This window comes from Comamonas sp. FG99 (assembly GCF_057808605.1).
The window spans coordinates 1-26,229 of the sequence record NZ_JBMDII010000008.1 but is presented as its reverse complement, the minus strand read 5'-3'; the positions used below and the strand labels follow the sequence as shown (position 1 = coordinate 26,229).

Annotated in this window: 22 protein-coding genes; 10 read left to right on the top strand and 12 right to left on the bottom strand. The window is 67.6% G+C overall.

Annotated elements, in window-relative coordinates; genetic code table 11:
- Window positions 1–7 precede the first annotated feature (7 nt).
- The 3 genes from ACODRX_RS07310 to ACODRX_RS07300 are packed head-to-tail and all read left to right on the top strand — an operon-like array spanning window position 8 to window position 3,523.
- Window positions 8–1,138 carry a mandelate racemase/muconate lactonizing enzyme family protein gene (locus tag ACODRX_RS07310; protein WP_488870583.1) on the top strand — a complete coding sequence of 377 codons (1,131 nt, stop codon included), beginning with the start codon at window positions 8–10 and terminating at the stop codon, window positions 1,136–1,138.
- Window positions 1,135–2,661: a UxaA family hydrolase gene (locus ACODRX_RS07305; protein WP_488870582.1), complete on the top strand. Its 1,527-nt coding sequence runs from the start codon at window positions 1,135–1,137 to the stop codon at window positions 2,659–2,661. Before ACODRX_RS07310 ends, ACODRX_RS07305 begins: the two co-directional genes overlap by 4 nt.
- Before the next feature lie 25 nt (window positions 2,662–2,686).
- A complete protein-coding gene (locus tag ACODRX_RS07300) occupies window positions 2,687–3,523 on the top strand; it encodes an IclR family transcriptional regulator (RefSeq protein ID WP_488870581.1) in 837 nt (278 codons plus the stop codon).
- 7 nt (window positions 3,524–3,530) lie between these two features.
- Here ACODRX_RS07300 and ACODRX_RS07295 read toward each other — a convergent pair whose 3' ends face one another.
- The 3 genes from ACODRX_RS07295 to argC all read right to left on the bottom strand — a co-directional run bounded on the left by ACODRX_RS07295 (window position 3,531) and on the right by argC (window position 5,876).
- Window positions 3,531–3,689 carry a hypothetical protein gene (locus tag ACODRX_RS07295; protein ID WP_488870579.1) on the bottom strand — a complete coding sequence of 53 codons (159 nt, stop codon included), beginning with the start codon at window positions 3,687–3,689 and terminating at the stop codon, window positions 3,531–3,533.
- Between the two features lie 188 nt (window positions 3,690–3,877).
- Window positions 3,878–4,792, bottom strand: a complete 915-nt coding sequence (yddG, locus tag ACODRX_RS07290) for an aromatic amino acid DMT transporter YddG (RefSeq protein WP_488870578.1) — start codon at window positions 4,790–4,792, stop codon at window positions 3,878–3,880.
- Window positions 4,793–4,943: 151 nt separating this feature from the next.
- Window positions 4,944–5,876, bottom strand: a complete 933-nt coding sequence (gene argC, locus ACODRX_RS07285) for an N-acetyl-gamma-glutamyl-phosphate reductase (RefSeq protein ID WP_488870577.1) — start codon at window positions 5,874–5,876, stop codon at window positions 4,944–4,946.
- A 432-nt stretch (window positions 5,877–6,308) separates the two neighbouring features.
- Between argC and sucC the strand changes: the two genes are divergently transcribed.
- The 3 genes from sucC (at window position 6,309) to ACODRX_RS07270 (ending at window position 9,186) form a co-directional block, all read left to right on the top strand.
- Window positions 6,309–7,469, top strand: a complete 1,161-nt coding sequence (gene sucC / locus ACODRX_RS07280; protein ID WP_488870576.1) for an ADP-forming succinate--CoA ligase subunit beta — start codon at window positions 6,309–6,311, stop codon at window positions 7,467–7,469.
- Window positions 7,470–7,485: 16 nt separating this feature from the next.
- Entirely contained in the window at window positions 7,486–8,382 is an 897-nt protein-coding gene (gene sucD / locus ACODRX_RS07275) for a succinate--CoA ligase subunit alpha (protein WP_488870575.1), read from the top strand.
- A gap of 123 nt (window positions 8,383–8,505) precedes the next feature.
- Window positions 8,506–9,186, top strand: coding sequence for a TerC family protein (locus ACODRX_RS07270; RefSeq protein WP_488870574.1), 681 nt, complete (start codon window positions 8,506–8,508; stop codon window positions 9,184–9,186).
- A 434-nt stretch (window positions 9,187–9,620) separates the two neighbouring features.
- Here ACODRX_RS07270 and ACODRX_RS07265 read toward each other — a convergent pair whose 3' ends face one another.
- From ACODRX_RS07265 to moaC, 3 genes are all read right to left on the bottom strand, one after another.
- Window positions 9,621–10,949, bottom strand: a complete 1,329-nt coding sequence (locus ACODRX_RS07265; RefSeq protein WP_488870573.1) for a nucleotide sugar dehydrogenase — start codon at window positions 10,947–10,949, stop codon at window positions 9,621–9,623.
- A 49-nt stretch (window positions 10,950–10,998) separates the two neighbouring features.
- Window positions 10,999–12,030: a UDP-glucose 4-epimerase GalE gene (gene galE, locus ACODRX_RS07260; protein ID WP_488870572.1), complete on the bottom strand. Its 1,032-nt coding sequence runs from the start codon at window positions 12,028–12,030 to the stop codon at window positions 10,999–11,001.
- Between the two features lie 212 nt (window positions 12,031–12,242).
- A complete protein-coding gene (moaC, locus tag ACODRX_RS07255) occupies window positions 12,243–12,719 on the bottom strand; it encodes a cyclic pyranopterin monophosphate synthase MoaC (RefSeq protein ID WP_488870570.1) in 477 nt (158 codons plus the stop codon).
- 66 nt (window positions 12,720–12,785) lie between these two features.
- Between moaC and ACODRX_RS07250 the strand changes: the two genes are divergently transcribed.
- Window positions 12,786–14,525 (top strand): M48 family metalloprotease, encoded by a 1,740-nt coding sequence (locus ACODRX_RS07250; protein WP_488870745.1) that lies wholly within the window; start codon window positions 12,786–12,788, stop codon window positions 14,523–14,525.
- Here ACODRX_RS07250 and ACODRX_RS07245 read toward each other — a convergent pair.
- From ACODRX_RS07245 to ACODRX_RS07235, 3 genes are all read right to left on the bottom strand, one after another.
- On the bottom strand, window positions 14,493–14,849 hold the full coding sequence (locus tag ACODRX_RS07245; protein WP_488870568.1) for a phage holin family protein: 357 nt from the start codon (window positions 14,847–14,849) through the stop codon (window positions 14,493–14,495). The genes ACODRX_RS07250 and ACODRX_RS07245 overlap by 33 nt on opposite strands.
- A 272-nt stretch (window positions 14,850–15,121) precedes the next feature.
- Window positions 15,122–15,556, bottom strand: coding sequence for a hypothetical protein (locus tag ACODRX_RS07240; protein WP_488870566.1), 435 nt, complete (start codon window positions 15,554–15,556; stop codon window positions 15,122–15,124).
- Between the two features lie 77 nt (window positions 15,557–15,633).
- Window positions 15,634–16,377 carry a TerC family protein gene (locus ACODRX_RS07235; protein ID WP_488870564.1) on the bottom strand — a complete coding sequence of 248 codons (744 nt, stop codon included), beginning with the start codon at window positions 16,375–16,377 and terminating at the stop codon, window positions 15,634–15,636.
- Between the two features lie 372 nt (window positions 16,378–16,749).
- Here ACODRX_RS07235 and ACODRX_RS07230 point away from each other — a divergent pair, with 372 nt between their 5' ends.
- Window positions 16,750–17,163 carry a DUF3717 domain-containing protein gene (locus ACODRX_RS07230; protein ID WP_488870743.1) on the top strand — a complete coding sequence of 138 codons (414 nt, stop codon included), beginning with the start codon at window positions 16,750–16,752 and terminating at the stop codon, window positions 17,161–17,163.
- On the opposite strand, the gene ACODRX_RS07225 is transcribed toward ACODRX_RS07230, so the two are convergent.
- Entirely contained in the window at window positions 17,164–17,724 is a 561-nt protein-coding gene (locus ACODRX_RS07225) for a YaeQ family protein (RefSeq protein WP_488870563.1), read from the bottom strand.
- 102 nt (window positions 17,725–17,826) lie between these two features.
- Window positions 17,827–19,206: an adenylosuccinate lyase gene (purB, locus tag ACODRX_RS07220; RefSeq protein WP_488870562.1), complete on the bottom strand. Its 1,380-nt coding sequence runs from the start codon at window positions 19,204–19,206 to the stop codon at window positions 17,827–17,829.
- Between the two features lie 126 nt (window positions 19,207–19,332).
- Between purB and ACODRX_RS07215 the strand changes: the two genes are divergently transcribed.
- Window positions 19,333–19,953, top strand: coding sequence for a glutathione S-transferase family protein (locus tag ACODRX_RS07215; protein ID WP_488870561.1), 621 nt, complete (start codon window positions 19,333–19,335; stop codon window positions 19,951–19,953).
- Between the two features lie 407 nt (window positions 19,954–20,360).
- Here the strand turns inward: ACODRX_RS07215 and glnE are convergent, their stop codons facing one another.
- Window positions 20,361–23,081 carry a bifunctional [glutamate--ammonia ligase]-adenylyl-L-tyrosine phosphorylase/[glutamate--ammonia-ligase] adenylyltransferase gene (glnE, locus tag ACODRX_RS07210; RefSeq protein WP_488870560.1) on the bottom strand — a complete coding sequence of 907 codons (2,721 nt, stop codon included), beginning with the start codon at window positions 23,079–23,081 and terminating at the stop codon, window positions 20,361–20,363.
- A gap of 96 nt (window positions 23,082–23,177) precedes the next feature.
- On the opposite strand from glnE, the gene ACODRX_RS07205 reads away from it, so the two are divergent.
- Window positions 23,178–26,229 (top strand): YhdP family phospholipid transporter (locus tag ACODRX_RS07205; protein ID WP_488870559.1); only part of this gene is annotated, 3,052 nt, incomplete at its 3' end.

Genomic DNA, 26,229 nt, shown 5'->3' with positions numbered 1-26,229 from the left:
CGCCGCCATGAGCCGCATCGAGCAAGTCGAGCTGTCGCAAGTCGACCTCGCGCCCAAGGTCCGCCGCACGGACGCCATCCAGTCCTTCGTGACGCAGGAGACCGTCATGGTCACGCTGCGCTGCGACGACGGCTCCACAGGCGTGGGCTACAGCTATACCATCGGCACCGGCGGCTCGTCCGTCGTGGCGCTGCTGCACGACCATCTGGCGCCGCGCCTGATAGGCCGCGATCCGCAGCAGCTCGAGTCCATCTGGCGCGACCTGTTCTTTCACACGCATGCCACGGCCGTGGGCGCGATCACCAGCCTGGCGCTGGCCGCCATCGACACCGCCCTGTGGGACCGCAATGCCGTGGTGGCAGGGCTGCCGCTGTGGCAGCTGGCCGGCGGCGCGCAGCCGCGCGTGCCGGTCTACACCACCGAGGGCGGCTGGCTGCACCTGGAGCCGGCGCAGCTGGTGGAGCAGACCTTGCAGGCGCAGTCCGAGGGTTTTCTGGGTGCCAAGCTCAAGGTCGGCAAGCCGCATGTGGCCGAGGATGTCCGCCGGCTGGCGGCGGTGCGCGAGGCGGTGGGCAGCGGCTTCGAGCTGATGGTGGACGCGAACCAGGGCTTCACGCTGTCTGAGGCGATCCGGCGGGCGCGCCAGTACGAGGCCTTCGACCTCGCGTGGTTCGAAGAGCCCATGCCCGCCGAGCAAGTGCAGGGCCATGCCCAGCTGCTGGCCAGCACCACGCTGCCCATTGCGGTGGGCGAGTCCATGTACCACCTGGCGCAGTTCGCCGAATACCTCAGGCGCGATGCCTGCTCCATCGTGCAGGCCGACGTGGCGCGGGTCGGCGGCATCACGCCGTGGCTGAAGATCGCGCATCTGGCCGAGGCGCACAACATCGCCATCTGCCCGCACTTTCTGATGGAGCTGCATGTGAGCCTGTGCGCGGCCGTGCCGAATGCGCGCTGGGTCGAGTTCATCCCGCAGCTCGACGAGGTGGCCGCGAGCCGGCTGCGCATCGAGGATGGCCATGCACTGGCACCGTCCGCTCCCGGGCTGGGCATTGCCTGGGACCACGACATGCTGCGCGCGCGCCGGAAATTCAGCCCCCTGATCGTCAAGAACCGAGCAAAGACTTTCCCACCATGACTCCTTTCATCCGACTCCACCCCGCCGATGACGTGGTCATCGCCCGCAGCCAGCTCGTCGGCGGCACGCCCATCGAATCCGTCACCAGCCGGGGCCTGATCCCGCCGGGCCACAAGATTGCCGTGCGCGCCATTGCCGCGGGCGAGCCGGTGCGGCGCTACAACCAGATCATCGGCTTCGCCAGCCAGCCCATCGCAGCCGGCGAGCACGTGCATGTGCACAACCTGGACATGGGCCCCGACAAGGGCGACTTCGCGCGCGACTATGCCTTTGGCGCGGACCTGAAGCCCGCGCCTGCCCGGCGCGAGGCCGTGTTCATGGGGCTGCGCCGCGCCGACGGCCGCGTGGCCACGCGCAACTACATCGGCATACTGACCAGCGTGAATTGCTCGGCCACCGCGGCGCGCGCCATCGCCGAGCATTTCTCGCGCCGCACCAACCCGGCCGCGCTGGCCGCGTACCCGAATGTCGATGGCGTGGTCGCGCTCACGCATGGCACGGGCTGCGGCATGGCCGCCGAAGGGCTGGGCATGGACATCCTGTCGCGCACGCTCACCGGCTATGCCACGCATGCCAACTTCGCCGGCGTGCTGGTGGTGGGCCTGGGCTGCGAGGCCAACCAGATCAATGCCTGGCTGGCCACCGGGCAGCTGGCGGAGGGCGAGAACCTGCGCGTCTTCAACATCCAGGACGCGGGCGGCACGCAGAAGACCGTGGACAAGGGCATCGCCCTGATCAACGAGATGCTGCCGCGCGCCAACGCGGTGCGGCGCGAGCCCTGCAGCGCGGCGCACCTGACCATCGGCCTGCAGTGCGGCGGCTCGGACGGCTACAGCGGCATCAGCGCCAACCCGGCGCTGGGCGCGGCGGTCGACCTGCTGGTGGCGCACGGCGGCACCGCTATCCTGAGCGAGACCTCGGAGGTCTACGGCGCGGAGCATCTGCTCACGCGCCGCGCGGTCTCGCGCGCCGTGGGCCAGAAGCTGGTGGACCGCATCCACTGGTGGGAGCACTACACCGCTATCCACGACGGCGAGATGAACAACAACCCCTCGCCCGGCAACAAGGCCGGCGGCCTGACCACGATTCTCGAAAAATCGCTGGGCGCGGTGGCCAAGGGCGGCACCACCAACCTGGAGGCGGTCTACGAGTACGCCGAGCCGGTGGCCGCGCATGGCTTCGTCTTCATGGACACGCCGGGCTACGATCCGGTCAGCGCCACCGGCCAGGTGGCGGGCGGCGCCAACCTGATCTGCTTTACCACCGGGCGCGGCAGCGCCTATGGCTGCGCGCCCTCGCCGTCGCTCAAGCTGGCCACCAACAGCGCGCTGTGGCAGCGCCAGCAGGAGGACATGGACATCAACTGCGGCGAGATCGTCGACGGCACGGCCTCGATCGAGGAGATGGGCCGGCGCATTTTCGAGCTGGTGCTGGCCACGGCCTCGGGCCGGCAGAGCAAGAGCGAGCGCCACGGCTACGGCCAAAGCGAATTCGTGCCGTGGCAGATCGGCGCGGTGATGTAGGCGCGCGGGTATCATCGCCCCCTGCATGACTACACCCGCCAAAGACTCCGCAGACGAAGACCCGGGCGCCGAGCGCGGCAGCCCGCGCTACAGCGCGCCGGCGCTGGACAAGGGCCTGGACATCCTGGAGGTGCTGTCCGACTCGCTCGACGGCCATACCCTCAACGAGATCGCCCAGAAGCTGGGGCGCAGCGTGAGCGAGATCTTCCGCATGGCGGTGACGCTGGAGCGCCGCGGCTATGTGATGGTGGATGTCAACGACCGCTACAGCCTGTCGCTGAAGCTGTTCGAGCTGGCGCACCGCCAGCGCCCGCTGCGCTCGCTGGTCGCGGTGGCGCTGCCGCTCTTGCGCGAGCTGGCGCACCGCGCGCGCCAGTCCTGCCACCTGGCCATGTACCAGGGCGGCCGCGTGGTGGTGATCGCCCAGGTGGACAGCCCCGAGCGCTGGTCCTTCGGGCTCAAGGTCGGGGTCATGATGGGGCTGACCGATACCTCGTCCGGCCATGTGCTGCTGGCCTTTCGCGACGAGGTGGAGCGCGCCCGCATGCTGGCGGCGCACATCAAGGTCGATGGCGAGCTGGCGCTGGACCCGGGCGAGCTGTTCGAGATCCTGCGCCAGGTGCGCGAGCGCGGCCATGCGGTCATGGCCAGCCGCCAGATCCGCGGCGTCACCAATGTGGCCTATCCGGTCATGGGCAGCGCGGGGCAGGTGATCGCGGCGCTCAACGTGCCCTACATCGAGCGGATCGACGAGCAGGCCAGTCCGCCGCAGGAAGAGGTCAAGGCCATCGTCAGCAGCATCGCGGCCCGGATTTCGGGGCTGATGGGTTACAGCAGCTTCGACGGCGGCACCATGGCGTGACGCGGCCTCAGGCCGCGCCCGAGATCTTGGCGCCGAACATCAGCGAGGTGGCCACGACGATGATCACCGCCACCACGGCAAACCATTTGAGCATCAGGTACTCGGTCTGCTCCTCGGCGGCCTCTTCCTCGGGCGTGGGGATGTGGTTGGGGCGGGTGTAATCCATGTTCTTGTCTCCATTGGTCGTTGGTCGGCCGGCCGGCGGATGCCGCAGCGTGCTGCGACTGTAGCGCAGGCGCCGGCCGCGGCGCAGGCACGGCGGCCCATGCCCATCCGCCATGGCAGGTCTTGGCGGCGCCAGCTCAATTTGCCGCCGCGCAGGCTGTCCGGATCTCTCCTACACGGCGGCCTGCGTCACTGGCGCCGCGTGGCCCACCAGCACACCAGCGAGCCCAGCGTGACCAGCGCCACGCCCTGCCAGAAGCTCCAGCCCGGGCGCACCGCCAGCCACAGGCTGGCCCACAGCGCCGACAGCACCGGCGTGAAGTACGAGCCCGCCGCCAGCACCGCCAGGTGGCCGTGCTGGATGCCATGCTCCCAGCACGCATAGGCCAGCGCGGTGCTGGCGCCCACGGCCAGCACCTGGGCGGCCACGCCCCAGCTCCAGCGCATGGGCGGCGGCGCCAGCGCCAGCCATTGCAGCCACAGCAGCGCGGCCGTGAGCAGCAGGAACAGGCCCACGGCGTTGAGGCCGCCGCCATGCATGCGCGCCAGCACCGAATAGGCCGGCCACATCAGCGCCGCGCCTGCGGCCAGCGCATAGGCCAGCGGGTTGCCCGCCATGTGGGCGGCCACATCGGCGGCCACGGGAGCGGCGTCGCCGCCCAGCACCAGCGACAGTCCCCACAGGCATAGCAGCACGCCGGGCCACAGCCACCAGCGGGCGTGCTGCTGGCGGCACAGCACGGCCAGCACGATGGTCAGGCTGGGCCAGAGGTAGTTGATCATGCCCAGCTCCATGGTCTGCTGGCGGTCGTGCGCCAGGCCGATGGCCACCGACAGGCAGATCTCGTACAGCGCGAACAGCAGCCCGCAGCCCAGCAGGTAGATGCGCGAGGCCTGGCGCAGCCGCTGCATCGGCGGCAGGCCGCGCACCAGCAGCACCAGGGTGGCGCTCACGCTGAAGAGCACGGCCGCGCCGCCGAGCGCGCCCAGCGATTCGGAGACCGAGCGCATCAAACCCACGGTGCTGCTCCAGCACAGCACCGCCACCAGGCCGATGGCGGTGGCGCGGCGCATCGCGTCGGGGGTGCGGTCGGCGGCGGTCATGGCGGCAGGGTTATCAAAAATAGGAGCTGTAAGCGCTTTGTTTTAAACGTTTTCAAATATAAAACTATCTGAAATCATTGTATGACGGGCACTAAATGCTATCAATAAAAATCGGCCAGCAGGCCGCTTCCGGGCAGATGCAGGGCGCTGCTCAAAGCCCCAGCATCAGCTTCAGGTTCTGCACCGCGGCGCCGCTGGCGCCCTTGCCCAGATTGTCCAGGCGGGCGATCACCACCGCCTGGCGGTATTGCTCGTTGGCGAAGACGCGGATCTCCAGGTTGTTGGTGTTGGCCAGCGTGTCGGCGGCGAGCTTGCCGTCGTCGGTGGGCGGCAGCACCTTCACCCATTGCTCGGGCAGGTTGGTCTTGCGGTAGTGCTGCGCGTAGAGCTCGTGCAGCGCGCCGGCGGTGGGCGCGCCGGGCAGCAGCTCGAGGTGCAGCGGCAGCTGCACCAGCATGCCCTGCGCGAAGTTGCCCACGGCCGGGATGAACACCGGGCGGCGGCTGAGGCCCGTGTACTTCAGGATCTCGGGAATGTGCTTGTGCGTGAGTGTGAGCGCATAGGCCTCGTAGGGCGCGGCAGTGCCGGCCTCGTACGCCTCTATCATGCTGCGGCCGCCGCCGGTATAGCCCGATACCGAGGGCAGCGACACCGCCGCATCGGCCGCGAGCACCCCGGCATCCACCAGCGGGCGCAGGATGGCGATCGCGCCGGTGGCGTAGCAGCCGGGGTTGGAGACGCGGCGGGCGCTCTTGACCGCATCGGCCTGGCCGGCGCCCAGCTCAGGAAAGCCGTAGACCCAGCCGTCGGCCGTGCGGTGCGCGGTCGAGGCGTCGATGATCTTGATGCCGCGGCCGGTTTCCTGCTCGATGGAGTCGACCAGCGCAGCGGTTTCGCGGGCCGCGTCGTCGTGCAGGCAGAGGATGACCAGGTCGACCCCGGCGATCAGCGCGCGCTTGGCGGCCGGGTCCTTGCGCAGCTCGGGCGCGATGCTCACCAGCTCCACGCCGGGCAGATCGACCAGGCGGTCGCGGATCTGCAAACCGGTGGTGCCTGCTTCGCCGTCGATGAACACTTTTGCCATTGCTACGCTCCTGGGGGACAACCTGTTGCCGAAGTAAACGCTTATTGTGCGGCAAATGCGTTACCGCCGTATCGCGCTGCCACGGATCGCTGTTGCGATGCTGCCAAAGTCCCTGCATGGCTTCGTGGTTTAGTGGGGCATTCGCATGGCCGGGACTGCAGTAGGCGCAGGCCGCCGTGATTGCCATATTCCTGTATGGAATGGGCCTCATTCTTAATGAAGATCAGTGCATATAGCTATCAATAAGATAGTAATTACGTAAATGTCCTTGCAAGGCGGCAGGTGCTGGCGGGCCGGCGATGCGGCAGCCGCCGGCGTTGGCGCGGTGCAACATGGTAAATTCGCGCACTGCCAGGCCACTGCGCCCTGTGTGCTGCAGGTTTTCGCAGCCATGGCCCCGCCAGGTTTTCCCCATCGTTTGAGAGAGAAATCATGAAAATTCATGAATACCAAGGCAAGGAAATCTTGCGTCAGTTCGGTGTGCCCGTGCCGCGTGGCATTCCCGCGTTCACTGTGCAAGAGGCGGTAGAAGCCGCACAGAAGCTCGGCGGCCCGGTGTGGGTGGTCAAGGCGCAGATCCACGCCGGTGGCCGTGGCAAGGGCGGCGGCGTGAAGGTTGCCAAGAGCATCGACGACGTCAAGGCGCTGGCCGGCCAGATCCTGGGCATGCAGCTGGTCACCCACCAGACCGGCCCCGAAGGCCAGAAGGTGCGCCGCCTGTACATCGAGGACGGTGCCGACATCCAGAAGGAATACTACCTGTCCGCCGTGACCGACCGCGCCACCCAGAAGGTGGCCTTCATCGCCTCGAGCGAAGGCGGCATGGACATCGAGGAAGTGGCCCACTCCACGCCCGAGAAGATCGTGACCGTGATGGTCGACCCGCTGCAGGGCTTCACCCAGGCCAACGGCGAAGCCCTGGCCCAGGGCATCGGCATGCCCGCGGACTCGGTCGCGCAATTCATCGACATCTGCCAGAAGCTCTACAAGTGCTACATGGACACCGATGCATCGCTGGTGGAAATCAACCCGCTCAACCGCGATTCCAAGGGCAACGTGGTTGCGCTGGACGCCAAGTTCAACTTCGACTCCAACGCGCTGTTCCGCCACCCCGAGATCGTGGCCCTGCGCGACCTGGACGAGGAAGACCCGGCTGAAATCGAAGCCTCCAAGTTCGACCTGGCCTACATCAGCCTGGACGGCAACATCGGCTGCCTGGTGAACGGCGCGGGCCTGGCCATGGCCACCATGGACACCATCAAGCTGTTTGGCGGCGAGCCGGCCAACTTCCTCGATGTGGGCGGCGGCGCCACCCCCGAGAAGGTCACCGAAGCCTTCAAGATCATGCTCAAGAACCCCAAGGTCAAGGGCATCCTGGTCAACATCTTCGGCGGCATCATGAAGTGCGACACCATCGCCACCGGCGTGATCACCGCCTGCAAGGCCGTGAACCTGAGCGTGCCGCTGGTGGTGCGCATGAAGGGCACGAACGAGGAACTGGGCAAGAAGATGCTGGCCGAATCCGGCCTGCCCATCATCAGCGCCGACACCATGGCCGAAGCGGCCACCAAGATCGTCGCCGCCGTCAAGTAAGCCCAGGAGCAGCAACATGTCTATCTACATCAACAAAGACACCAAGGTCATCACCCAGGGCATCACCGGCAAGACCGGCCAGTTCCACACCGAGAAGTGCCAGGAATACGCGAACGGCAAGAACTGCTTCGTGGCCGGCGTGAATCCCAAGAAGGCGGGCGAGAAGATCTTCGACATCCCGATCTTCGGTTCGGTCAAGGACGCAGCCAAGGAAACCGGCGCCACCGTCTCGGTGATCTACGTGCCCCCGGCAGGCGCTGCCGCCGCGATCTGGGAAGCCGTCGAGGCCGACCTGGACCTGGCCATCTGCATCACCGAAGGCATTCCGGTGCGCGACATGCTCGAAGTGCGCAACAAGATGAAGGCCAAGGAAGCCGCCGGCGGCAAGAAGACCCTGCTGCTGGGCCCCAACTGCCCCGGCCTGATCACGCCCGACGAGATCAAGATCGGCATCATGCCCGGCCACATCCACAAGAAGGGCCGCGTTGGCGTGGTCAGCCGCTCCGGCACGCTGACCTATGAAGCCGTGGCGCAACTGACCGAGCTGGGCATCGGCCAGTCGTCGGCGGTCGGCATTGGTGGCGACCCGATCAACGGCCTCAAGCACATCGACGTGATGAAGGCCTTCAACGACGACCCGGAAACCGACGCGGTCATCATGATCGGCGAGATCGGCGGCCCCGACGAGGCCGAAGCCGCCCGCTGGTGCAAGGAACACATGAAGAAGCCCGTGGTCGGCTTCATCGCCGGTGTGACCGCGCCTCCCGGCAAGCGCATGGGCCATGCTGGCGCGCTGATCTCCGGCGGCGCCGACACGGCCGATGCCAAGCTCGCCATCATGGAAGAGTGCGGCTTCAAGGTCACGCGCAACCCGTCCGAGATGGGCCGCCTGCTGCAAGCGCTGCTGAAGTAAAGATACGCGGAATTACGCATGCGCGAGGCAGGCCGCCTCGCTACACTGCGGATCTGCATAAAAAAAGACGCCAGGTCTTCGGATGCTGGCGTCTTTGTATTCTGATAACAGCGGAGAGCAAATATGGAGTTTCTGAGTACTCCCGACTTCTGGATCGGGTTGGTCAAGATCATCTGGATCAACATCATTCTTTCGGGCGACAACGCCGTGGTCATCGCCCTGGCCGCGCGCTCGCTGCCGCCCGAGCAGCAGAAGAAGGCCATCATGTTCGGCTCGGGCGCGGCGGTGGTGCTGCGGATCGTGCTCACCGTCGTGGCCGCCAAGCTCATGGAGCTGCCCTTCCTGCAGATCGTGGGCGGCTGCCTGCTGCTGTGGATCGGCCTGCAGCTGCTTACCGGCGACGAGGAGGACGAAGGCGCCTCCAAGGGCCAGAGCAGCATGATGGTCGCCATCCGCACCATCCTGATCGCCGACCTGGTGATGAGCCTGGACAACGTGATCGCCGTGGCCGCCGCGGCCCAAGGCAACATGGTGCTGCTCATCCTGGGCCTGGCCATCAGCATCCCGCTGGTGATCTTCGGCTCCACGCTGATGATCAAGCTGATGGAGCGCTTCCCCGTCATCGTCACGCTGGGCGCGGCGCTGATCGGCTGGGTGGCCGGCGAAACCATCATGAGCGACCGGCTGCTGCAGGGCACGCTGCAGTCCTACCCGATACTGCACTACGTGGCCGCGGCCGTGGGCGCCATCCTGGTGATCGTCGTGGGCAATATGCTCAAGAAGCGCCACGCCCAGCCCGCCTAGCGCAAAGCCTTCACTCTCCAGTGGGGAAGCGCCTTCGGGCGCTTTTTTTGCCGCCGGGCCGCCTCAAGGCAAAAAGCGCCCCCCTGGGGGGCAGCGGCTACACGCAGTGAGCAAGCGTGGGGGTCTTTTTTTGCCGCCGGGCCGCCCCAAGGCAAAAAGCGCCCCCCTGGGGGGCAGCGGCTACACGCAGTGAGCAAGCGTGGGGGTCTTTTTTTGCCGCCGGGCCGCCCCAAGGCAAAAAGCGCCCCCCTGGGGGGGGCAGCGGCTACACGCAGTGAGCAAGCGTGGGGGGCTTTTTTTGCTTTCCCCTGCCGGATGCCCCGCACCGCCCCGCGGGCAGGCAAATGTCAGCTGGGCATCGAAACCCGGCCCTTGCGCCACGGCGAGCCGGGATCGTGCATGCGTTTGCGGGGCATTGAGCCTGCCATGCGCACTCAGGCGGCGACGATGCCTGGTCCGGGCGCCATGCGTCCCCGTGCATCCACCAGCAATCTTGCATGCGCCTGCAGCAGGCCATAGTCGAATCCATCATGGTCGGTGGCCAGCACCACGCAGTCGTAAGCTGCCAGTGTTTGCGCATTCAGCGGCACCGATTGCAGCTCAAAGTGGTAGTTGCGCTTGCGCGGGAACACCGGCACATGCGGGTCGCTGTAGTCGATGTGCGCGCCCTTGGCCTGCAGCAGGTCCATGATCTCGACGGCCGGAGACTCGCGCGTGTCGTCGATGTTCTTCTTGTAGGCCAGCCCCAGCACCAGGATGCGGCTGCCTTTGACCGCCCGTCCCCGGTCGTTGAGCGCGTCGGCCACCTTGCCCGCGACCCAGTGGGGCATGTAGTGGTTGATTTCGCCGGCCAGCTCGATGAAGCGGGTGTTCACGCCGAATTCGCGGGCTTTCCAGGCCAGGTAGAACGGGTCGATGGGAATGCAGTGCCCGCCCAGGCCTGGGCCTGGCCTATAGGGCGTGAAGCCGAAGGGCTTGGTCGCGGCGGCATCGATCACCTCATGGATGTTGATCCCCATTTTGTCGGCCACGATCTTCATCTCGTTGACCAGGCCGATATTGACGCTGCGGTGGATGTTCTCCAGCAGCTTGGTCATCTCTGCTGCCCGGGTGCTGCTGACCGGTACCATGGTCTGTATGGCGTGGCGGTACAGCGCCAGGCCCAGCCCCAGGCAGCGTGGCGTGGTGCCGCCGATGACCTTGGGAATATTCTCTGTGCCGTAGTGGGGGTTGCCGGGATCTTCGCGCTCGGGCGAGAAGACCAGTGCGCAGCTCTTGCCCGGCTCCAGCCCGCGTGCCCGCAGCCGCGGGGCCAGTACCTCATCGGTGGTGCCGGGCCAGGTGGTGCTTTCCAGGCTGACGAGCTGGCCGGCGCGCATGTGGGGCAGCGCGGCCTCGATGGTGTTGATGATGAAGCTCAGGTCGGGCTCGCGGTGGGCATCGAGTGGCGTGGGCACGCAGATGATGAGCGCATCCACCTCGCGGCTGCGGGCAAAGTCGCCGGTGGCTTCAAAGCCCTGGCCGGCGGCCGCCTGGATTCGTGCGGGCGTCAGCCGCTCTATGTAGCTTTGCCCTGCGTTGAGCAGTTCCACCTTGCGCGGGTCGATATCAAAGCCCAGGGCCTTTACGCCCGCTTCGGCAAAGCGCAGCGCCAGCGGCAGGCCCACATAGCCCAGGCCATAGATGCCCACGGTGGCCTGGCGGCTGGCGATGCGTTCCTCCAGTGCGGCAAGCGGATCGTTGGGTACGGTGTCTGAGGGCATGGGCGAGGCAAGGGTCGGTTTGGCGCGGGCGCGGAGCTGCTGGACATGTTCACTGCGCATAGCCCCAGGGGTTGGCTGATTGCCAACGCCAGGTGTCTGCGCACATGTCTTGCAGGGTGCGGGTGGCTTGCCATGCAAGCAATTTCCTGGCCAGGGTGGCGTCGGCGTAGTAGGCCGGCACGTCGCCGGCGCGGCGGGCCACGATCTGGTAGGGCACGGCCCGGCCGCTGGCGGCTTCGAAGCTGCGCACCACATCCAGCACCGAGTGGCCCTGCCCGGTGCCAAGGTTCAGCGTGAGCAGTTCGCCATTGTCTTTGCGTGCCAGGTATTGCAGCGTGGCCGCATGGCCTGCGGCAAGGTCCATGACGTGGATGTAGTCGCGTACACCGGTGCCATCATGCGTGGGGTAGTCCCCGCCGAAAATCGACAGCATGGGGCGGGCGCCACATGCCACCTGGCTGACGAAGGGCATCAGGTTGTTCGGTGTGCCGCGCGGGTCCTCTCCGATGCGGCCGCTGGAGTGGGCGCCCACCGGATTGAAGTAGCGCAGGCGGGCTATGCGCCAGTGGGGGTGGGCTGCATGCAGGTCGGCCAGGCAGCGCTCCACTATCCATTTGCTGGTGGCGTAGGGGCTGCGGGTGTGGCCGCAAGGGGCGGCTTCCGTTAGCGGCAGGTGCTCTGGCACCGGATCGCCATAGACGGTGGCGGTGGAGGAAAACACCAAGGTATGCACCTGGGCCCGCTGCATGGCCTGGATGAGGCTGAGCGTGCCCCCCAGGTTGTTGTCGTAATAGCGCATGGGCGCGGCAGTCGATTCACCCACGGCTTTCAAGCCGGCGAAATGCAGTACCGCATCGATGGGGGCCGGCCCGGAAAAAGCGCCGTCAAGCGCAGCCGCATCACGCACATCGCCCTCGATCACGCGCAGCTTGCGGCCGGCAAGCTCCTGCACGCGCCGCAGCGCCTGGGGCGAGCTATTGCAGAAATTGTCGATGACGCTGACGTCGATCCCGTTTTCCAGGAGATGCAGGCTGGTGTGCGAGCCGATATAGCCAGCCCCTCCGGTCACAAGCACATGCATGTGTCGCCCACTCTCGGTGAGGTAGTGTTAGAGCGAGCGAATTATGCGAGCAAACTCGAATGAAAGCGTATATTTTTGTGAGTTTGTTGCAAAGCAGATGGTGAGAATGGCGTGAGCAGAGGCCGTATCAGGGCTTTGTGCCCGCGAGGACTTTGCTATCGGGGCGAGGCTGAGCGGCCGTCCCGGGCGCTCAAGCTGGGTTCAAGGCCTGCTCATTCCGCCACAAAGCTCCCCGACTTCCCGCCGTGCTTCTCCAGCAGCCGCACGCCGGTCATCGCCATCGCCTTGTCGACCGCCTTGCACATGTCGTAGATGGTGAGCAGCGCGACCTGCACTGCGGTCAGCGCCTCCATTTCCACGCCGGTCTGGCCGGTGGTTTCGGTGCGCACGGTGCATTGCACGGCACAGGCTTCGGGCAGCAGTTCGAACTCGACCGACACCTTGCTGAGCGCCAGCGGATGGCACAGTGGAATGAGCTCGCTCGTCTTCTTGGCGGCCATGATGCCGGCGACGCGGGCAATGCCGAGCACATCGCCTTTCTTGGCGGAGCCGCCGGCGATGATGTCCAGGGTGGTACGCTGCATCTCGATGCGGCCCTGGGCGACGGCAATGCGGTGGGTGGCGGCCTTGGCGCCGATGTCGACCATGTGGGCCTGGCCCTGGGCATCAAAATGGGTAAGGGTGTTCATGTGTATCCACTGCGAAACTGTTGCCGGTGCGGTGCATCATAAGGGAGCATCCCGATTCTTATGGATATGATGAAAAAGCGCCATCAAACCCAATTGCAGAAATCACTTGCAGCTCTCTTTCTAGGAGCGTGTGCGGCGGTTGGCGTGTGGCCCGCGCATGCGCAGGCCAATCTGCCGGCCATGGGCGAGGGGGCGGAGATGACGACCAGCGACGAGCGCCGCCTGGGCAACCGCATCATGCAGCAGATCTACCGCGATCCGGACTATATCGACGATCCGATCCTGTACGAGTATGTCAACGGCGTCTGGCAGCACCTGGTGGCGGCGGCCAAGCAGCGCGGCAACCTGGGCGAGGAGCAGGCCGAGCGCTTTGCCTGGCAGGTGCTGCTGATCCGCGACCCGACGGTGAATGCGTTTGCGCTGCCCGGCGGCTTCATGGGAGTGCAGACCGGGCTGATCGGCGTGGTGGGCAGCCGCGACGAGCTGGCCTCGGTGCTGGCGCACGAGCTCAGCCACATCACCCAGCGCCATATCGCGCGCATGATCGCGCAGGAAAAGCGCATGACGCCGCTGATGATCGGCAGCATGATCCTGGGCGCGCTGGCGGCCAGCAGGAATCCGGCCGCCGCGCAGGCGCTGGCCATTGGCGGCTCGGCGGCGGTGGTGCAGTCGCAGCTCAATTTCTCGCGCGACATGGAGCGCGAGGCCGACCGCACCGGCTTCGGCCTGATGCAGCCCGGCGGCTTCGCGCCCAGTGGCTTCGTGACCATGTTCCAGAAGCTGGAGCAGGCCAACCGCATCAATGACAACGGCAGCTGGCCCTACCTGCGCAGCCACCCGCTGACCACGCAGCGCATCGCCGACATGCAGTCGCGCCTGCCGCCGGGCGTGCGGGCGACGATGCAGGGGCAGGACATCGGCATGGTGGCGCAGATGATGGGCGCGCGGGCGCGCGTGCTCTCGCGTCCCGGGCCGGATGTGCTGCGGCAATGGACGGCCCTGCCGGGCTCGATCGGCTTTGCCGGCAAGCCACCGGCCCAGCAGGCAGCCGAGCTGTATGCGGCCACGCTGTCCTACAGCCAGCTGGGGCAGCACCTGCAGGCCCAGGCCAGCTGGGCGCGGCTGCAGCCGCTGGTGCAGGCGCAGCCGGCGGCGCTGCGCCAGGTGCAGCTGCTGCAGGCCGATATTGCATTGGCCGCCGGCCAGCCGGCCAACGCGCTGCAGGCGCTGGAGTCCATGGTGCAGGCCGATGCGGCCAGCCCGGCCGTGGCGGGGGTGCAGGTGACGGCGGTGGAAAACGCGATGACCGGCACGGTGTCTTCCGCGGTGATTTCACGCGGGGCGGACCAGTCGCTGTCGATCTCCGACACCGATCCCAGGGCGCCGACGGCTGCGGCGGCCGCTTCGGCTCCGGCCGCAGGCGGCGGCCAGCGCCGCACCGACTGGCTGCTGGCCACCCAGGCACTGGTGCGGATCGGGCCTGGCGCTGCGGCGCAGCACGAGGCGCTGCTCAAGTCGCTGACCAGCGGGCTGCAGACCATCACCGCCACGCAGCAGCGCGATGCGCCGGCCTGGCAGGCGCTCGCGGCGCTGTGGCAATTGCAGGGCCAGCCGCTGCGCGCGATACGCGCCGATGCCGAGGCCCGGGCCGCGCAGTACGACTACGCGGCGGCGGTGGACCGGCTCAAGGCCGGGCAGGATCTGGCCCGCAAGGGCGGGCCGGGGGACTATTTCGAGGCCTCGATCATCGACACGCGGCTGCGCGAGATGCAGCTACTGGCGAAGGAGCAGGCGGCCGAGAAGTGATTCGATCACCAGCGAGATCAGCGAGTACAGGATGGAGCCGATCAGCGCGGCCCAGAAGCCGTGCACCTGGAAGCCGCTGCCCAGCAGCGAGGCGGCGGCCCAGAACATCAGCGCGTTGATGACGAACAGGAACAGCCCGAGCGTGATCAGCGTGACCGGCAGCGTCAGCACCACCAGCACCGGCCGCACGATGGCATTGCACAGGCCGATGACCAGCGCGGCCAGCAGCGCCGCGCCAAAGCTGTGCACTTCGACGCCGTTGTACAGGTAAGCAACGCACAGCAGCGCCACCGCGGAAAGCAGCCATTTGATGAGCAGGTTCATGGTGCAGCGAGACTGCGCCAGGGTGCCAGCGCAGTCAATCTTGGTTGGTGATGCGAGCCATTCTAGGGCCTGTTCACACAAAGCACGGGGATCGCGTTGAGTCCTCTTGGGAGGGGCAGCAACGCAGCAGACGGCAACCCTTCGGGCAAGTGCGGCAGGGCCGCCACTGCGTCGTTGCGCTCCTTGTGTGGGTGGGCACACGCACGGCGTCGCGTGCCTAGCATTGACAGCCCTGTCGGGCTTGCGCGACCCCGTATTGGTGTGAACAGGCCCTAGCCATCCCAGCCCAGCGTCAGGCACAGGCCGAACAGGCCTGCCAGGGCGGAGGCCAGGCGGCCCCCACCCTGGGGCGTGGCGTCCGGCGGGGCCGAGATCGCCTTGGGGCGGCGCCAGTCGAGCAGCTCGGCATCGGGGTAGTCGGCATGCAGCTGCATGACGATCTGCTGCAGCGCGGCCTCGGCCACCTGGGTGGTGACGCGGCCGCGCTGCAGGTGCTGGCTGCGGCCGAGCAGGTCATCGAACAGGTTCTTGGCCCATTTGTTGCGCCATTTGTCCAGCGTGCTGCGGTTGCCCCAGCGACTGGCGCGCCGGGTGATCTTGGGGGCGCAGGCCACCAGGACCCAGTGGGTGTCTGCTTGCGCGGGCAGCGCGCTCCAGTGCTGGAGGGCGTGGGCCGAGTCGTCGACGAAGACAATTTTTACTTGCATGGGTCCAATCCTGGAGCGGGGTGTAGAGAGGATAACGGTTCGGCCCATTCGGGTCGAACCGGTTTTCCCCAGTAGCCTTAGGCGCCGCCGCCGGCCGGGAGTTCCCGGGCCTTGCGCGCAGCGGCGAATTTGCCCAGGGCCAGCACCAGCAGCGCACCGGCGATCGCCGCGCCGTAGTGCAGGGCCTTGCTCTGGTCGAGCTTGAACATCCAGGTCCACTTGTCGGGGTTGGCGAAGACCGGGTCGGTCACCAGCATGCCGCCCGCGATCCAGCCCAGCAGCATGCCGCCGGCGGTGATGACGAGGGGGTAGCGCTCCATCAGCTTGATGACCAGCTGGCTGCCCCAGACGATGATCGGGATGCTGATCAGCAGGCCCAGCACCACGAGCAGCATCTGGTGGTCCTGGCCGGCGGTCTGCGCGGCGCCGGCGATGGCGATCACGTTGTCCACGCTCATCACCAGGTCGGCGACGATGATGGTCTTGATCGCCGCCAGCAGCTTCTCGCTGCCCTCGATGTTGCCGTGGCCGTCTTCCTCGGGCACCAGCAGCTTGACGCCGATCCAGATCAGCAAGATGGCGCCGACGAACTTGAGGAAGGGCAGCGCCAGCAGGTACATGGCGAATGCGATCAGGATGATGCGCAGCACGATGGCGCCCGCGGTGCCGTAGATGATGCCGCGCTTGCGCAGGTCTGGCGGCAGCCTGCGGCAGGCCAGCGCAATCACGACCGCGTTGTCGCCGCCGAGCAGAATGTCAATGATGATGATCTGCCCCAGTGCGATCCAGAAGGGGGCATGCGTCAAGAAATCCAGGTCCATCGAAACACCTCGAAACCAATGCTATGTATGCAGGGCTGGACGAGGGGCTGTGGAGGCTGCGGACACGCCTGTATCGCATAGCAAACAGGCCGTGGAGGAGCGGCTTCGAAAGACCCTGCATTCAGCACAACGGGTTTTCGAAGGTCTTGTTCAGCTCGCCGGGCGGCGGACTTCATGGGCCGGAAGCCATCAAGGCTACGGATTGACGACCCATGACATCTTGGCGGAGCCAGGTGGCTGGCGCTGCCAAGCGAGAACTACTCCCCTTCGCAAGTCAGGATTGGAACACACAACGGGCGTTTGGCCGCTGGTAAAAACCCCTAGGTGTTCCAGGGCTGGCATGGCGGCGTGGTTATGATCAAGGGCTTCGCCATGCCCAGCATCCACATCACCGATATCGAGGCCGCCATCAACCACTGGCGCGCGCGCGCGCCCACCGGCGCGGGCCTGGCGCTGGCGCCCGAGGTCGGCGCGCTGGCCGAGGTGTATGCCCGCATGGTCCATCTGCGGCTCGATGCCTGGCCCGAGTCCGGGATGCCGGATGAGGCCATGTGGGCCTGGCTGGCCTGGTACGAGACCACGCCCGATACGCCCTGCATCGCGATCTGCTCCACCAGCCAGGGGGACGCCGACTGCAAGGGCTGCGGGCGCAGCTTCGAGGAGGTGCAGCACTGGCTGGCCTACACGCCGGTGCAAAAGCGCATGGTGTGGCGGCGCATCACCGAATCAGGCACGGCCTGGCGCTTCAACCGCTATGCGGAGCGGGCGCGGGAGCTGGGCCGGTAGTCACTTCCAGCGCAGGGGCTCGATGTGCACGTCGCCCCGGGTGCTGCTGAGCAGCAGCGCGCCGTCCTGCACCGTGGCCTGCAGCTGCATGCTGCGCTCGGCCAGCTGCGCCAGGGCCTGCGAGGTTTCGGCGGGAATGCGCCAGACCTGCAGCTTGTCCAGCCGGCTGACCTTGTTCTCCAGCCCTTTCCACCAGACCTCGGCCGCATGGTGGAAGGCATAGGCCACCACGCTGTCGGCCTTGCCGCAGGCCTTGGCCAGCGGCTTTTCCTCGGGCTGGCCCACCTCGATCCACAGGCGCTTGGCGCCGGTGAAGTCGGTGAGCGAGACGTCCGGGTCGTCCGGGTCGGACAGGCCGGCGCCAAAGGCCAGCGTGCCGTCGCCGTTGCACATGTCGCTGAGCTGGTGGGCGTTGAAGGCCAGCGCCACCAGCCGCACCATCATGCGCTCGTCGGTTTCGCTGGGGTGGCGCGCCAGCGTGAGCGCGTGGTCGGCGTAGTAGCCGTGGTCGATGTCGGCGATCGCGAGGTTCGCCTTGAAGATGGTGGACTTGAGCGCCATGCGGTGTTCTCAAAAACAAGAGCTGCCCGCGCAAGCCATTGCTTGTTTTGGCAGCTCTTTATATCTAGGGTTGTTTGCCAGCAAGCGCTGGCAGCTATGCTTTTATATGCGGCGGGCCAGCTCGGCGGCCTTGCCGGTGTAGCTCGCGGGTGTCATGGCGAGCAGGCGCTCCTTGTCGGCCTGGGGGATCTCCAGGCTCTGGATCAGGCGGTGCAGGTCTTCGGCGCGCACGCTCTTGCCGCGGGTGACTTCCTTGAGCTTTTCGTAGGCGCCGGAGACACCGTAGCGGCGCATCACCGTCTGGATCGGCTCGGCCAGCACTTCCCAGGCGTGGTCCAGGTCTTCGGCCAGACGCTCTTCGTTGAGTTCGAGCTTGTTCAGGCCGGTCATCAGCGAGTGGTAGGCCAGCGCGGCGTAGCCCAGCGCCACACCGATGTTGCGCAGCACGGTGGAGTCGGTCAGGTCGCGCTGCCAGCGGCTGAGCGGCAGCTTCTCGGCCAGGTGGCGCAGCAGCGCGTTGGCCAGGCCCAGGTTGCCCTCGGCGTTCTCGAAGTCGATGGGGTTGACCTTGTGCGGCATGGTGGACGAGCCGATCTCGCCGGCCTTCAGCCGCTGCTTGAAGTAGCCCAGGCTCACATAGCCCCAGATATCGCGCGACAGGTCGATCAGGATGGTGTTGGCGCGGGCCACCGCGTCGAACAGCTCGGCCATGTAGTCGTGCGGCTCGATCTGGATGGAGTAGGGCTGAAAGCCCAGGCCCAGGCCCGCGGGCTCATGGGTCTCGACCACGCGCTGGCTGAACGCCTCCCAGTCGAACTCGGGCCAGGCGGACAGGTGGGCGTTGTAGTTGCCCACCGCGCCGTTCATCTTGGCCAGGATCTTCACGCCGGCGATGCGGTCCATCGCGCCCTGCAGGCGGGCGATCACGTTGGCCACCTCCTTGCCCACGGTGGTGGGGCTGGCGGTCTGGCCGTGGGTGCGGCTGAGCATGGGCACGGCGGCGTACTGGTGCGCCATCTCGCGCAGCTTGAGGCTGATGCGGTCCAGCCCCGGCAGCACGACCTGGTCGCGCCCGGCGCGGATCTGCAGCGCATGGCTGGTGTTGTTGATGTCCTCGCTGGTGCAGGCGAAGTGCACGAACTCGGCGGCCTTGAGCAGCTCGGGGCGGGCGTCGAACTTGGCTTTGATCCAGTACTCCACCGCCTTCACGTCGTGGTTGGTGGTCTTCTCGATGTCCTTGATGGCCTGGGCGTCGGCCTCCGAGAAATGGCTCACCAGCCCTTGCAGGTAGCTGCGAGCGCCTTCGGAGAGCGGCGGGAACTCGGCGAAACCGGCATCGGACAGCGCGATGAACCAGGTGATCTCCACCTGCACGCGGCGATGCATGTAGCCAAATTCGCTCATGATGGGGCGCAGATCGGCGAGTTTGGCGGCATATCGGCCGTCCAGCGGGGAAAGGGCGGTAAGGGACGTGAGGCTCATGGCCCGCTATTGTAGGTGCTGACCCCAGGTTGACGCAGGCGCACGGCCATCCATCGGTAGAATCGTCATCCAGGCCGTCGCCTTTGGAGCAGCGACTGCCAAGCCCTACGATCCAGCCCCCAGATCATGAAACTGATTGGAAGCAAGGCCAGCCCTTATGTGCGCAAGGTGCGCGTGGTGATGGCGGAAAAGAAACTCGACTACCAGATGGTGCTGGACAACGTATGGTCGGCCGATGCCCGGGTCGGCCAGGTCAATCCGCTGGGCCAGGTGCCCTGCCTGGTGCTGGACGACGGCGAGGCGCTGTTCGATTCGCGCGTGATCGTCGAATACCTCGACACCTTGTCGCCCGTGGGCAGGCTGATTCCCGGCGTGGGCCGCGAGCGCGCCGAGGTCAAGACCTGGGAGGCGCTGGCCGACGGCGTGCTCGATGCCGCGGTGCTGGTGCGCCTGGAGAACACCTTCGACGGCCGCGCGCCCGAGCAGCGCAGCCCGGCATGGATAGAGCGGCAGACCGGCAAGATCCGCGCCGGGCTGGAGTTCATGGGTAACGGCCTGGGCAAGAAGCCGTACTGCGTGGGCAATGGCATCCACATCAGCCTGGCCGACCTGGCGGTGGGCTGCACCCTGGCTTGGCTGGACTTCCGCTTTCCCGAGCTCGACTGGCGCAGCCCCTATCCCAACCTGGAGCAGCTGCTGCACCGGCTGCAAGAGCGGCCGAGCTTCGCCTCCACCCGTCCGGACTGAGCGCGGGCCGCTGCGCCCACGCCCGCCCCGGAGCGCTGCCGGCAAAAGAAAACCCAGCGCAAGGCTGGGTCTGGGGTGGAAAAATGCTGCGAAGCGTCCCGAAGCGAATGATAGAGAGGGAGGGAGGAGAAGCACTTCAGGCTTGCAGTCACGCAGTGAAAGGCTTCGCAGCAATAAACTGATTCGGCAATGCGGCGGTTTCGGTTCCTTCAAAATCCTTCAAAGCCATGCATTCGTTGCGAGTAGAGTAGGTCCATTTCTCGAAAGTTCCACCGCCTGCACTATGAAGAATTGTAAAATCTGGCCGTGGTGCTGGCTGGAATGGCTTGCTCTACAAGTGTCGCATGCTACGAATTTTTGGATTTGTGAGTTATTGAGAGTATTGTGCCACAAGGCAACTCCTGCGCCTATGCTTGCCCGAACACCTGTTTCCATAGCGCCTGGATGGCCTGCTGCTGCGCCAGCAGCTCGGTATTGGGCACCTGGGTGGGCATTTCGTTGAGCCGGGCCATGTGCTGCACCCGGCGCAGTTCGCGGTAGGCGTCGGCGGCGGCGTGGCCCATGCCCGCGGGCAGCAGGCCGGCGCCTTCGGCGCGCTGCAGCAGCGCGATATTGCCCAGGTTGGCGATCAGCTCCGGGTGCTGGCCGGAGTGCAGCAGCACCAGGTACTGCACCGCGAATTCGGCATCCATCATGCCGCCCACGCTGTGCTTCACATCGAAGCGCCCGGCGGCGATGGGGTGGCCGGCGCGCACGCGCTCGCGCATGGCGACGATCTCGCTCTTGAGCGCGGCGGCATCGCGCGGCGCGGTGATCACCGCCTCGCGCACGGTGTCAAAGCGCTGCGCCAGCCCCGGCGCGCCGAGCACGCAGCGGGCCCGCGTCATCGCCTGGTGCTCCCAGGTCCAGGCGGTGTTGCTGCCGCGCTGCTGCTGGTAGTTGGCATACGACTCGAAGCTGGTGATCAGCAGGCCCGAATTGCCATTGGGCCGCAGCGCGGTATCGATCTCGAACAGGTCGCCCTCGCCGGTCTTGACGGTGAGCCAGCTGATGAGCTTGCGCACGAAGGCGGAGTAGGCCTCGGGCGCGCGCTCGTCTTCGTCGTCGAACACGAAGACGATATCCAGGTCGCTGCCGTAGCCCAGCTCCTTGCCGCCGAGCTTGCCATAGCCGATGATGGCGAACTGCGGCTCTTCACGGTGGCGGCTCTTCAGCCGCTGCCAGCACCAGCGCGAGGTGATGCGCAGCACCGCGTCGGCCAGCGCCGAGAGGTCGTCGGCCACCTGCTCGACGCTGATCTGCCGCTCCACGTCGCGCGCCAGCGTGCGGAAGGTCTCGGCATGGTGGGCGCGGCGCAGCAGGTTCAGCAGGTTCTCGTCATCGTCCTCGCCGGTGGATTGCAGCGATTCGCGGCGGCGCTCCAGCTCGGTCTCGAAATCCGCGGCGCTGAAGCGCTCGTGCATCAGCGCGTCGCTGGCCAGCTCGTCGATCACGCCGGGGTGCTGCAGCATGTAGCGCGCCGGCCATTTGGCGGCGCCCAGCAGGTGCAGCAGCTTCTCGTGCACCGCCGGGCGCTCCAGCAGCAGCGCCAGATAGCTTTCGCGGCGCAACAGCGGCTCCATCCAGTCGGCCAGGCGCAGCGCGGCGATCTCGCTCACCTGCCCCTGCTCCAGCCATTGGCCGGTGCGCTGCACCAGCAGGATCAGCCGGTTGCGGCCCGACTCGCTCAGGTAGGAAAAGCGCGGGTTGCTCTGCCACTGCAGCACGCGTTCGCGCACCGCCTCGGGCAGGCGGCTGAGCACGCCGTCGAAATCGGGCGCCGCGGCCGCGCTGGCCTTGGGGCCGCCGCACTGGCCATGCTTGCAGCCGGGCTTGCCGCCCAGCAGCTTGTCGAACTCCTGGGCCACGAATTCGCGGTGGGCGTCGAGCTGGTGCAGGAAGGCGCAGCAGTCGGCATAGCCCAGCGTCTGCGCCATCCAGCGCAGGTCGTCGTCGCGCGTGGGCAGCACATGGGTCTGCTGGTCGTCCAGGTACTGGATGCGGTGCTCCACGCGGCGCAGGAAGGTATAGGCCTCGGCCAGCGCCTGGGCGGTGTCCTGCGGCATCAGGTTGGCGCGGGCGAGGCGCTCCAGCGCCTCCAGCGTGGGGCGGCAGCGCAGCTCGGGGAACTGTCCGCCGCGCACCACCTGCAGCAGCTGCACCGTGAACTCGACCTCGCGGATGCCGCCGCGCGAGAGCTTGACGTCGTTGGCGCGCTCCGGGTGGCCGGCGCTGCGCTTGGAGGCATGCTCGCGGATCTGCCGGTGCAGCGAGCGCAGCGAGTCGAACACGCTGTAGTCCAGGTAGCGGCGGAACACGAAGGGCAGCACCACGCCGCGCAGCGCCTGCACCTGCGGCTGCGCGATGCAGTCGCGCGGCGCGACCACGCGGCTCTTGAGCCAGGCAAAGCGCTCCCATTCGCGGCCGTGGATCTGCAGGTACTCCTCCAGCGCCGGCAGCGAGATCGCGGCCGGGCCCGAGCTGCCGTTGGGCCGCAGCATCAGGTCGACCCGGAACACGAAGCCGTGCTCGGTGGTCTCGCCGATCAGCTGGTAGATGAGCTTGACCGCGCGCGAGAAGTACTCATGGTTGGAGATGCGGCCGCGCCCGTCGGGCAGGCCGGCGGTCTCGCCGTCGTGCTCGTAGACGTAGATCAGGTCGATGTCGCTGGAGACATTGAGCTCGCGCGCGCCGAACTTGCCCATGCCGACGACCCACAGCTGCACCGGCTGGCCATCCGCGTCCTGCGGTGCGCCGTGGCGCTGGTCCAGCTCGGCGCGGGCGGCGTCGCAGGCGGCCGACAGCGCCAGCTCGCCCAGCTCGGTCACGCCGCGGGTGATGGCGGCCAGCGGCGCCTGTGCGTCGCAGTCCAGGCGGATCAGCCGCTCCATCACCAGCTGGCGCAGGATGCGCAGCGCCGCCGGCAGCGGCTGGCCCTTTTGCAGCAGCGCCTGCAGCGTCTGCTGCATGCTGGCGCGGCTGGGCTCGCCGGGCGGCAGCAGCGCGAACTGGTCCTCATAGCGGCGATGCAGGCGCTGGAAGAAGCGGGAATGTTCGGCCAGGGTGGTATCGTTGGATCCGGTCATCATTCAAATCGTCACATTTGCACCAGGGCCGATGGCAAACTTCCGCCGGGGCCGCGGGTCATAATCTTTTTGTTTTTACGCTGTAGGCTCGAATCGACTGTGCATCTGCCCCGCCCGCTCAAGCTTTTGGCCTGGCTGATGCCCTGGGCCCTGCGCCTGTTGGCGGCAGGGGCCGTGATTCTGGCGGCATTGGTGGCGGTGCTGCATTGGGGCATTGTGCCCCGTATCAATGACTTTCGCCCGGGTGTGGAATCTCGGCTGTCCGCGGCGCTGCAGGTGCCGGTGCGCATCGCGCGGCTCGAGGCCAGCAGCAGCAACGGCCTGGTGCCGCTGCTGCAGGCGCATGGGGTGAGCCTGGGGCCCGAGGGCGATCCCGGCCTGCAGCTCGACCGGGTGCAGATCGCGCTGTCGGTGCGCTCGCTGCTGGCGCTGCGCGCCGAGCAGATCGCGATCAGCGCCCCCCGGCTGCAGCTGCGGCGCGAGGCCGACGGCGGCATCCGCGTGGCGGGCATACCGCTGGTTGCCGCCCCCGATGGCGGCGGCAGCGCCGCCGCCGACTGGCTGTTCCGCCAGCGCGAGATCGTGATCGAGGGCGGGCAGCTCACCTGGACCGACGCGCAGCGCCAGCTGCCGCCGGTGGATTTCAGCCAGCTGCAGCTGCTGCTGCGCAACAGCGGCCTGCGCCATGAATGGCAGGTCTCCGTCACGCCGCCTGCGGCCTGGGGCGAGCAGATGGTGCTGCGCGGGCGCTTTCGCCAGCCGCTGCTGGCGCTGCATGGCGGCGATGTGCGGCGCTGGTCGGGCCAGCTCTTTGCCGAGGCCACGCGGCTCGATGCGGCCGGCATGGCGCCCTACCTGTCCGAATGGGTGCCGCTCAAGCAGGGCCAGGGCTCGGCCCGCATCTGGCTCGACATCGCCCAGGCGCAGCTCAAGGACGGCACGGTCGACCTGGCGCTGCGCGACGTGCTGGCCCAGTGGCCCACGCAGCAGATACTGAAGAAGTCCTGTGGCGGTGCAGGCGGCGCAGGCCAGCCGGGTGCCCGGGGCGCGCAGAAAGGCAGCCGGCCGGATGCCGCCGCCGTCGAGGCCTGCGTGGATGCCAAGTCGCAGGCAGCCTGGCTGCCGCAGGAGCCGCTGGCGCTGCGCTCGGTGCAGGGGCGGCTGGGCGGGCAGACCAGCGACCAGGGCTTTCGCTTCTTCACCGAACACCTGGCGCTGGAGATGGGCGATGGCCGCCACTGGCCGGGCGGGCGGCTGCAGGTGGAGCATGCCTATGCCCAGGATACGCAGGGCAAGCTGCCCAGCGAGACCGATGTGCAGCTGAGCGGCATCGACATCGCCGCGGTGAGCGCGCTGGCCCGCGGCCTGCCGCTGCCGGCCGCGCTGCGGCGCTGGCTGGCGGACTACACCCCCTCGGGCACCGTGCGGCAGGCGGCGGCGCACTGGCGCGGCGACATGGATGCGCCGCAGGACTGGCGCGCCAAGGCCGAGGTCGCGCAGCTCGCCATGGGCATGGGCGCGGGCCATGCCAGGGCCAGGCCCGCGCCGTCGGCGCCAAGCTCCACGCCAACGCCTGCACAGTGGGGCCTGCAGGGGCTCGATGCCACGCTAGAAGCCTCGGCGGCCGGTGGGCAGGCGCGGCTGCGCATGGGCTCGGGCGGCGCGGCCGGGGCGCTGTACCTGCCCACGGTGTTCGAAGAGGCGGTGCTGCCGCTCGACCAGCTCGATGGCGAGCTGCGCTGGACGGTGGCGGGCGATGCCATCCGGCTCGAATCGGACAAGCTCAGCTTCGCCAACGCCGATGCGGCGGGCCAGGCGCGCTTTGCCTGGCATACCGCGGACGAGAAGCGCTCGTCCAGCGGCTCGCGCTTTCCGGGCGTGCTCGACCTGTCCGGCCAGCTCAGCCGCGCCAAGGGCAACCGGGTGCACCGCTACCTGCCACTCACCATCCCGGCCGATGCGCGCCACTATGTGCGCGATGCCATCAGCGCCGGCGACGCCAGCGCGGTGCGCTTCCAGCTCAAGGGCGACCTGCACGACATGCCGTTTCGCAAGCCCGGCTCGGGGGGGTTCCGCATTGCGGCGCAGGTGCAGGGCGTGCACTACGCCTATGTGCCGGCAGCGCTGCTCCTGCCAGGCGAAAAGCCCTGGCCGGCGCTGTCCCAGCTCTCGGGCGAGCTGCTGTTCGAGGGGGCCTCGATGGAGGTGAAGAATGCCCGCGGCATCCTGGACGGCAACGACAAGATCCGCGTGGAGCAGACCCAGGCGCGCATCGCCGATCTGGAGGACACGCGGGTGATCGTCTCGGCCCAGGCGCGCGGGCCGCTGCCCGACATGCTGGCCACGGTCAAGCGCTCGGAGATCGCGGCGCTCACCGAGGATGCCATGGCGCAGACGGTTGCCACCGGCAACGCCCAGCTGCAGCTGCGCCTGGACCTGCCGGTGCACCGCATGCACGACGCCAAGGTCGATGGCACGGTGCAGCTGGCCGGCAACGACATCCATTTCCATCCGGATGCGCCGGCGGTGGCGGCGGTCAGCGGCGCGGTGCGCTTCTCGGAAAAAGGCTTTGCGCTGCAGAACCTGAAAGGGCAGGCGATGGGCGGCGAAGTGCTGCTCAGCGGCGGCATGGATGTATCCAGGCCGCCGGCCGACAGGCTGGATCTGCGCGCCACCGGCCTGGCCACCGCCCAGGGCCTGCGGCAGACGCCGCAGCTGGCGCCGCTGACGCAGCTGGCGCAGTGGGCCGACGGCCAGGCCCGCTACGAGCTGCAGCTGGGGGTGGCGCACGGCCGTGCGCAGATCCAGGTGAACAGCGACATGCAGGGCCTGGCCTGGCGGCTGCCCGCGCCGCTGGCCAAGCCCGCGGCCGAAGCCTGGCCGCTGCGCTTCGTGCAGCGCAGCGAGGGCGAGACCGGGCAGCGCGAGCGCATCGAGCTGGATCTGGGCGCGCACGGCGCGGTTGCCTATGTGCTGGCGGCCGGCCAGGGCGGCGCGCAGGCGGGCGCCGGGCAGGTGCTGCAGGGCGCGATCCGGGTGGGCGAGGGCCCTGCGCTGCCACTGCCGGCCCAGGGAGTCGCGGCGCGCCTGCGCCTGGCTCGGCTGCAGGTGGACGATTGGCTGAAGCTGGCCGAGGGGGGGGGGGGCGGGG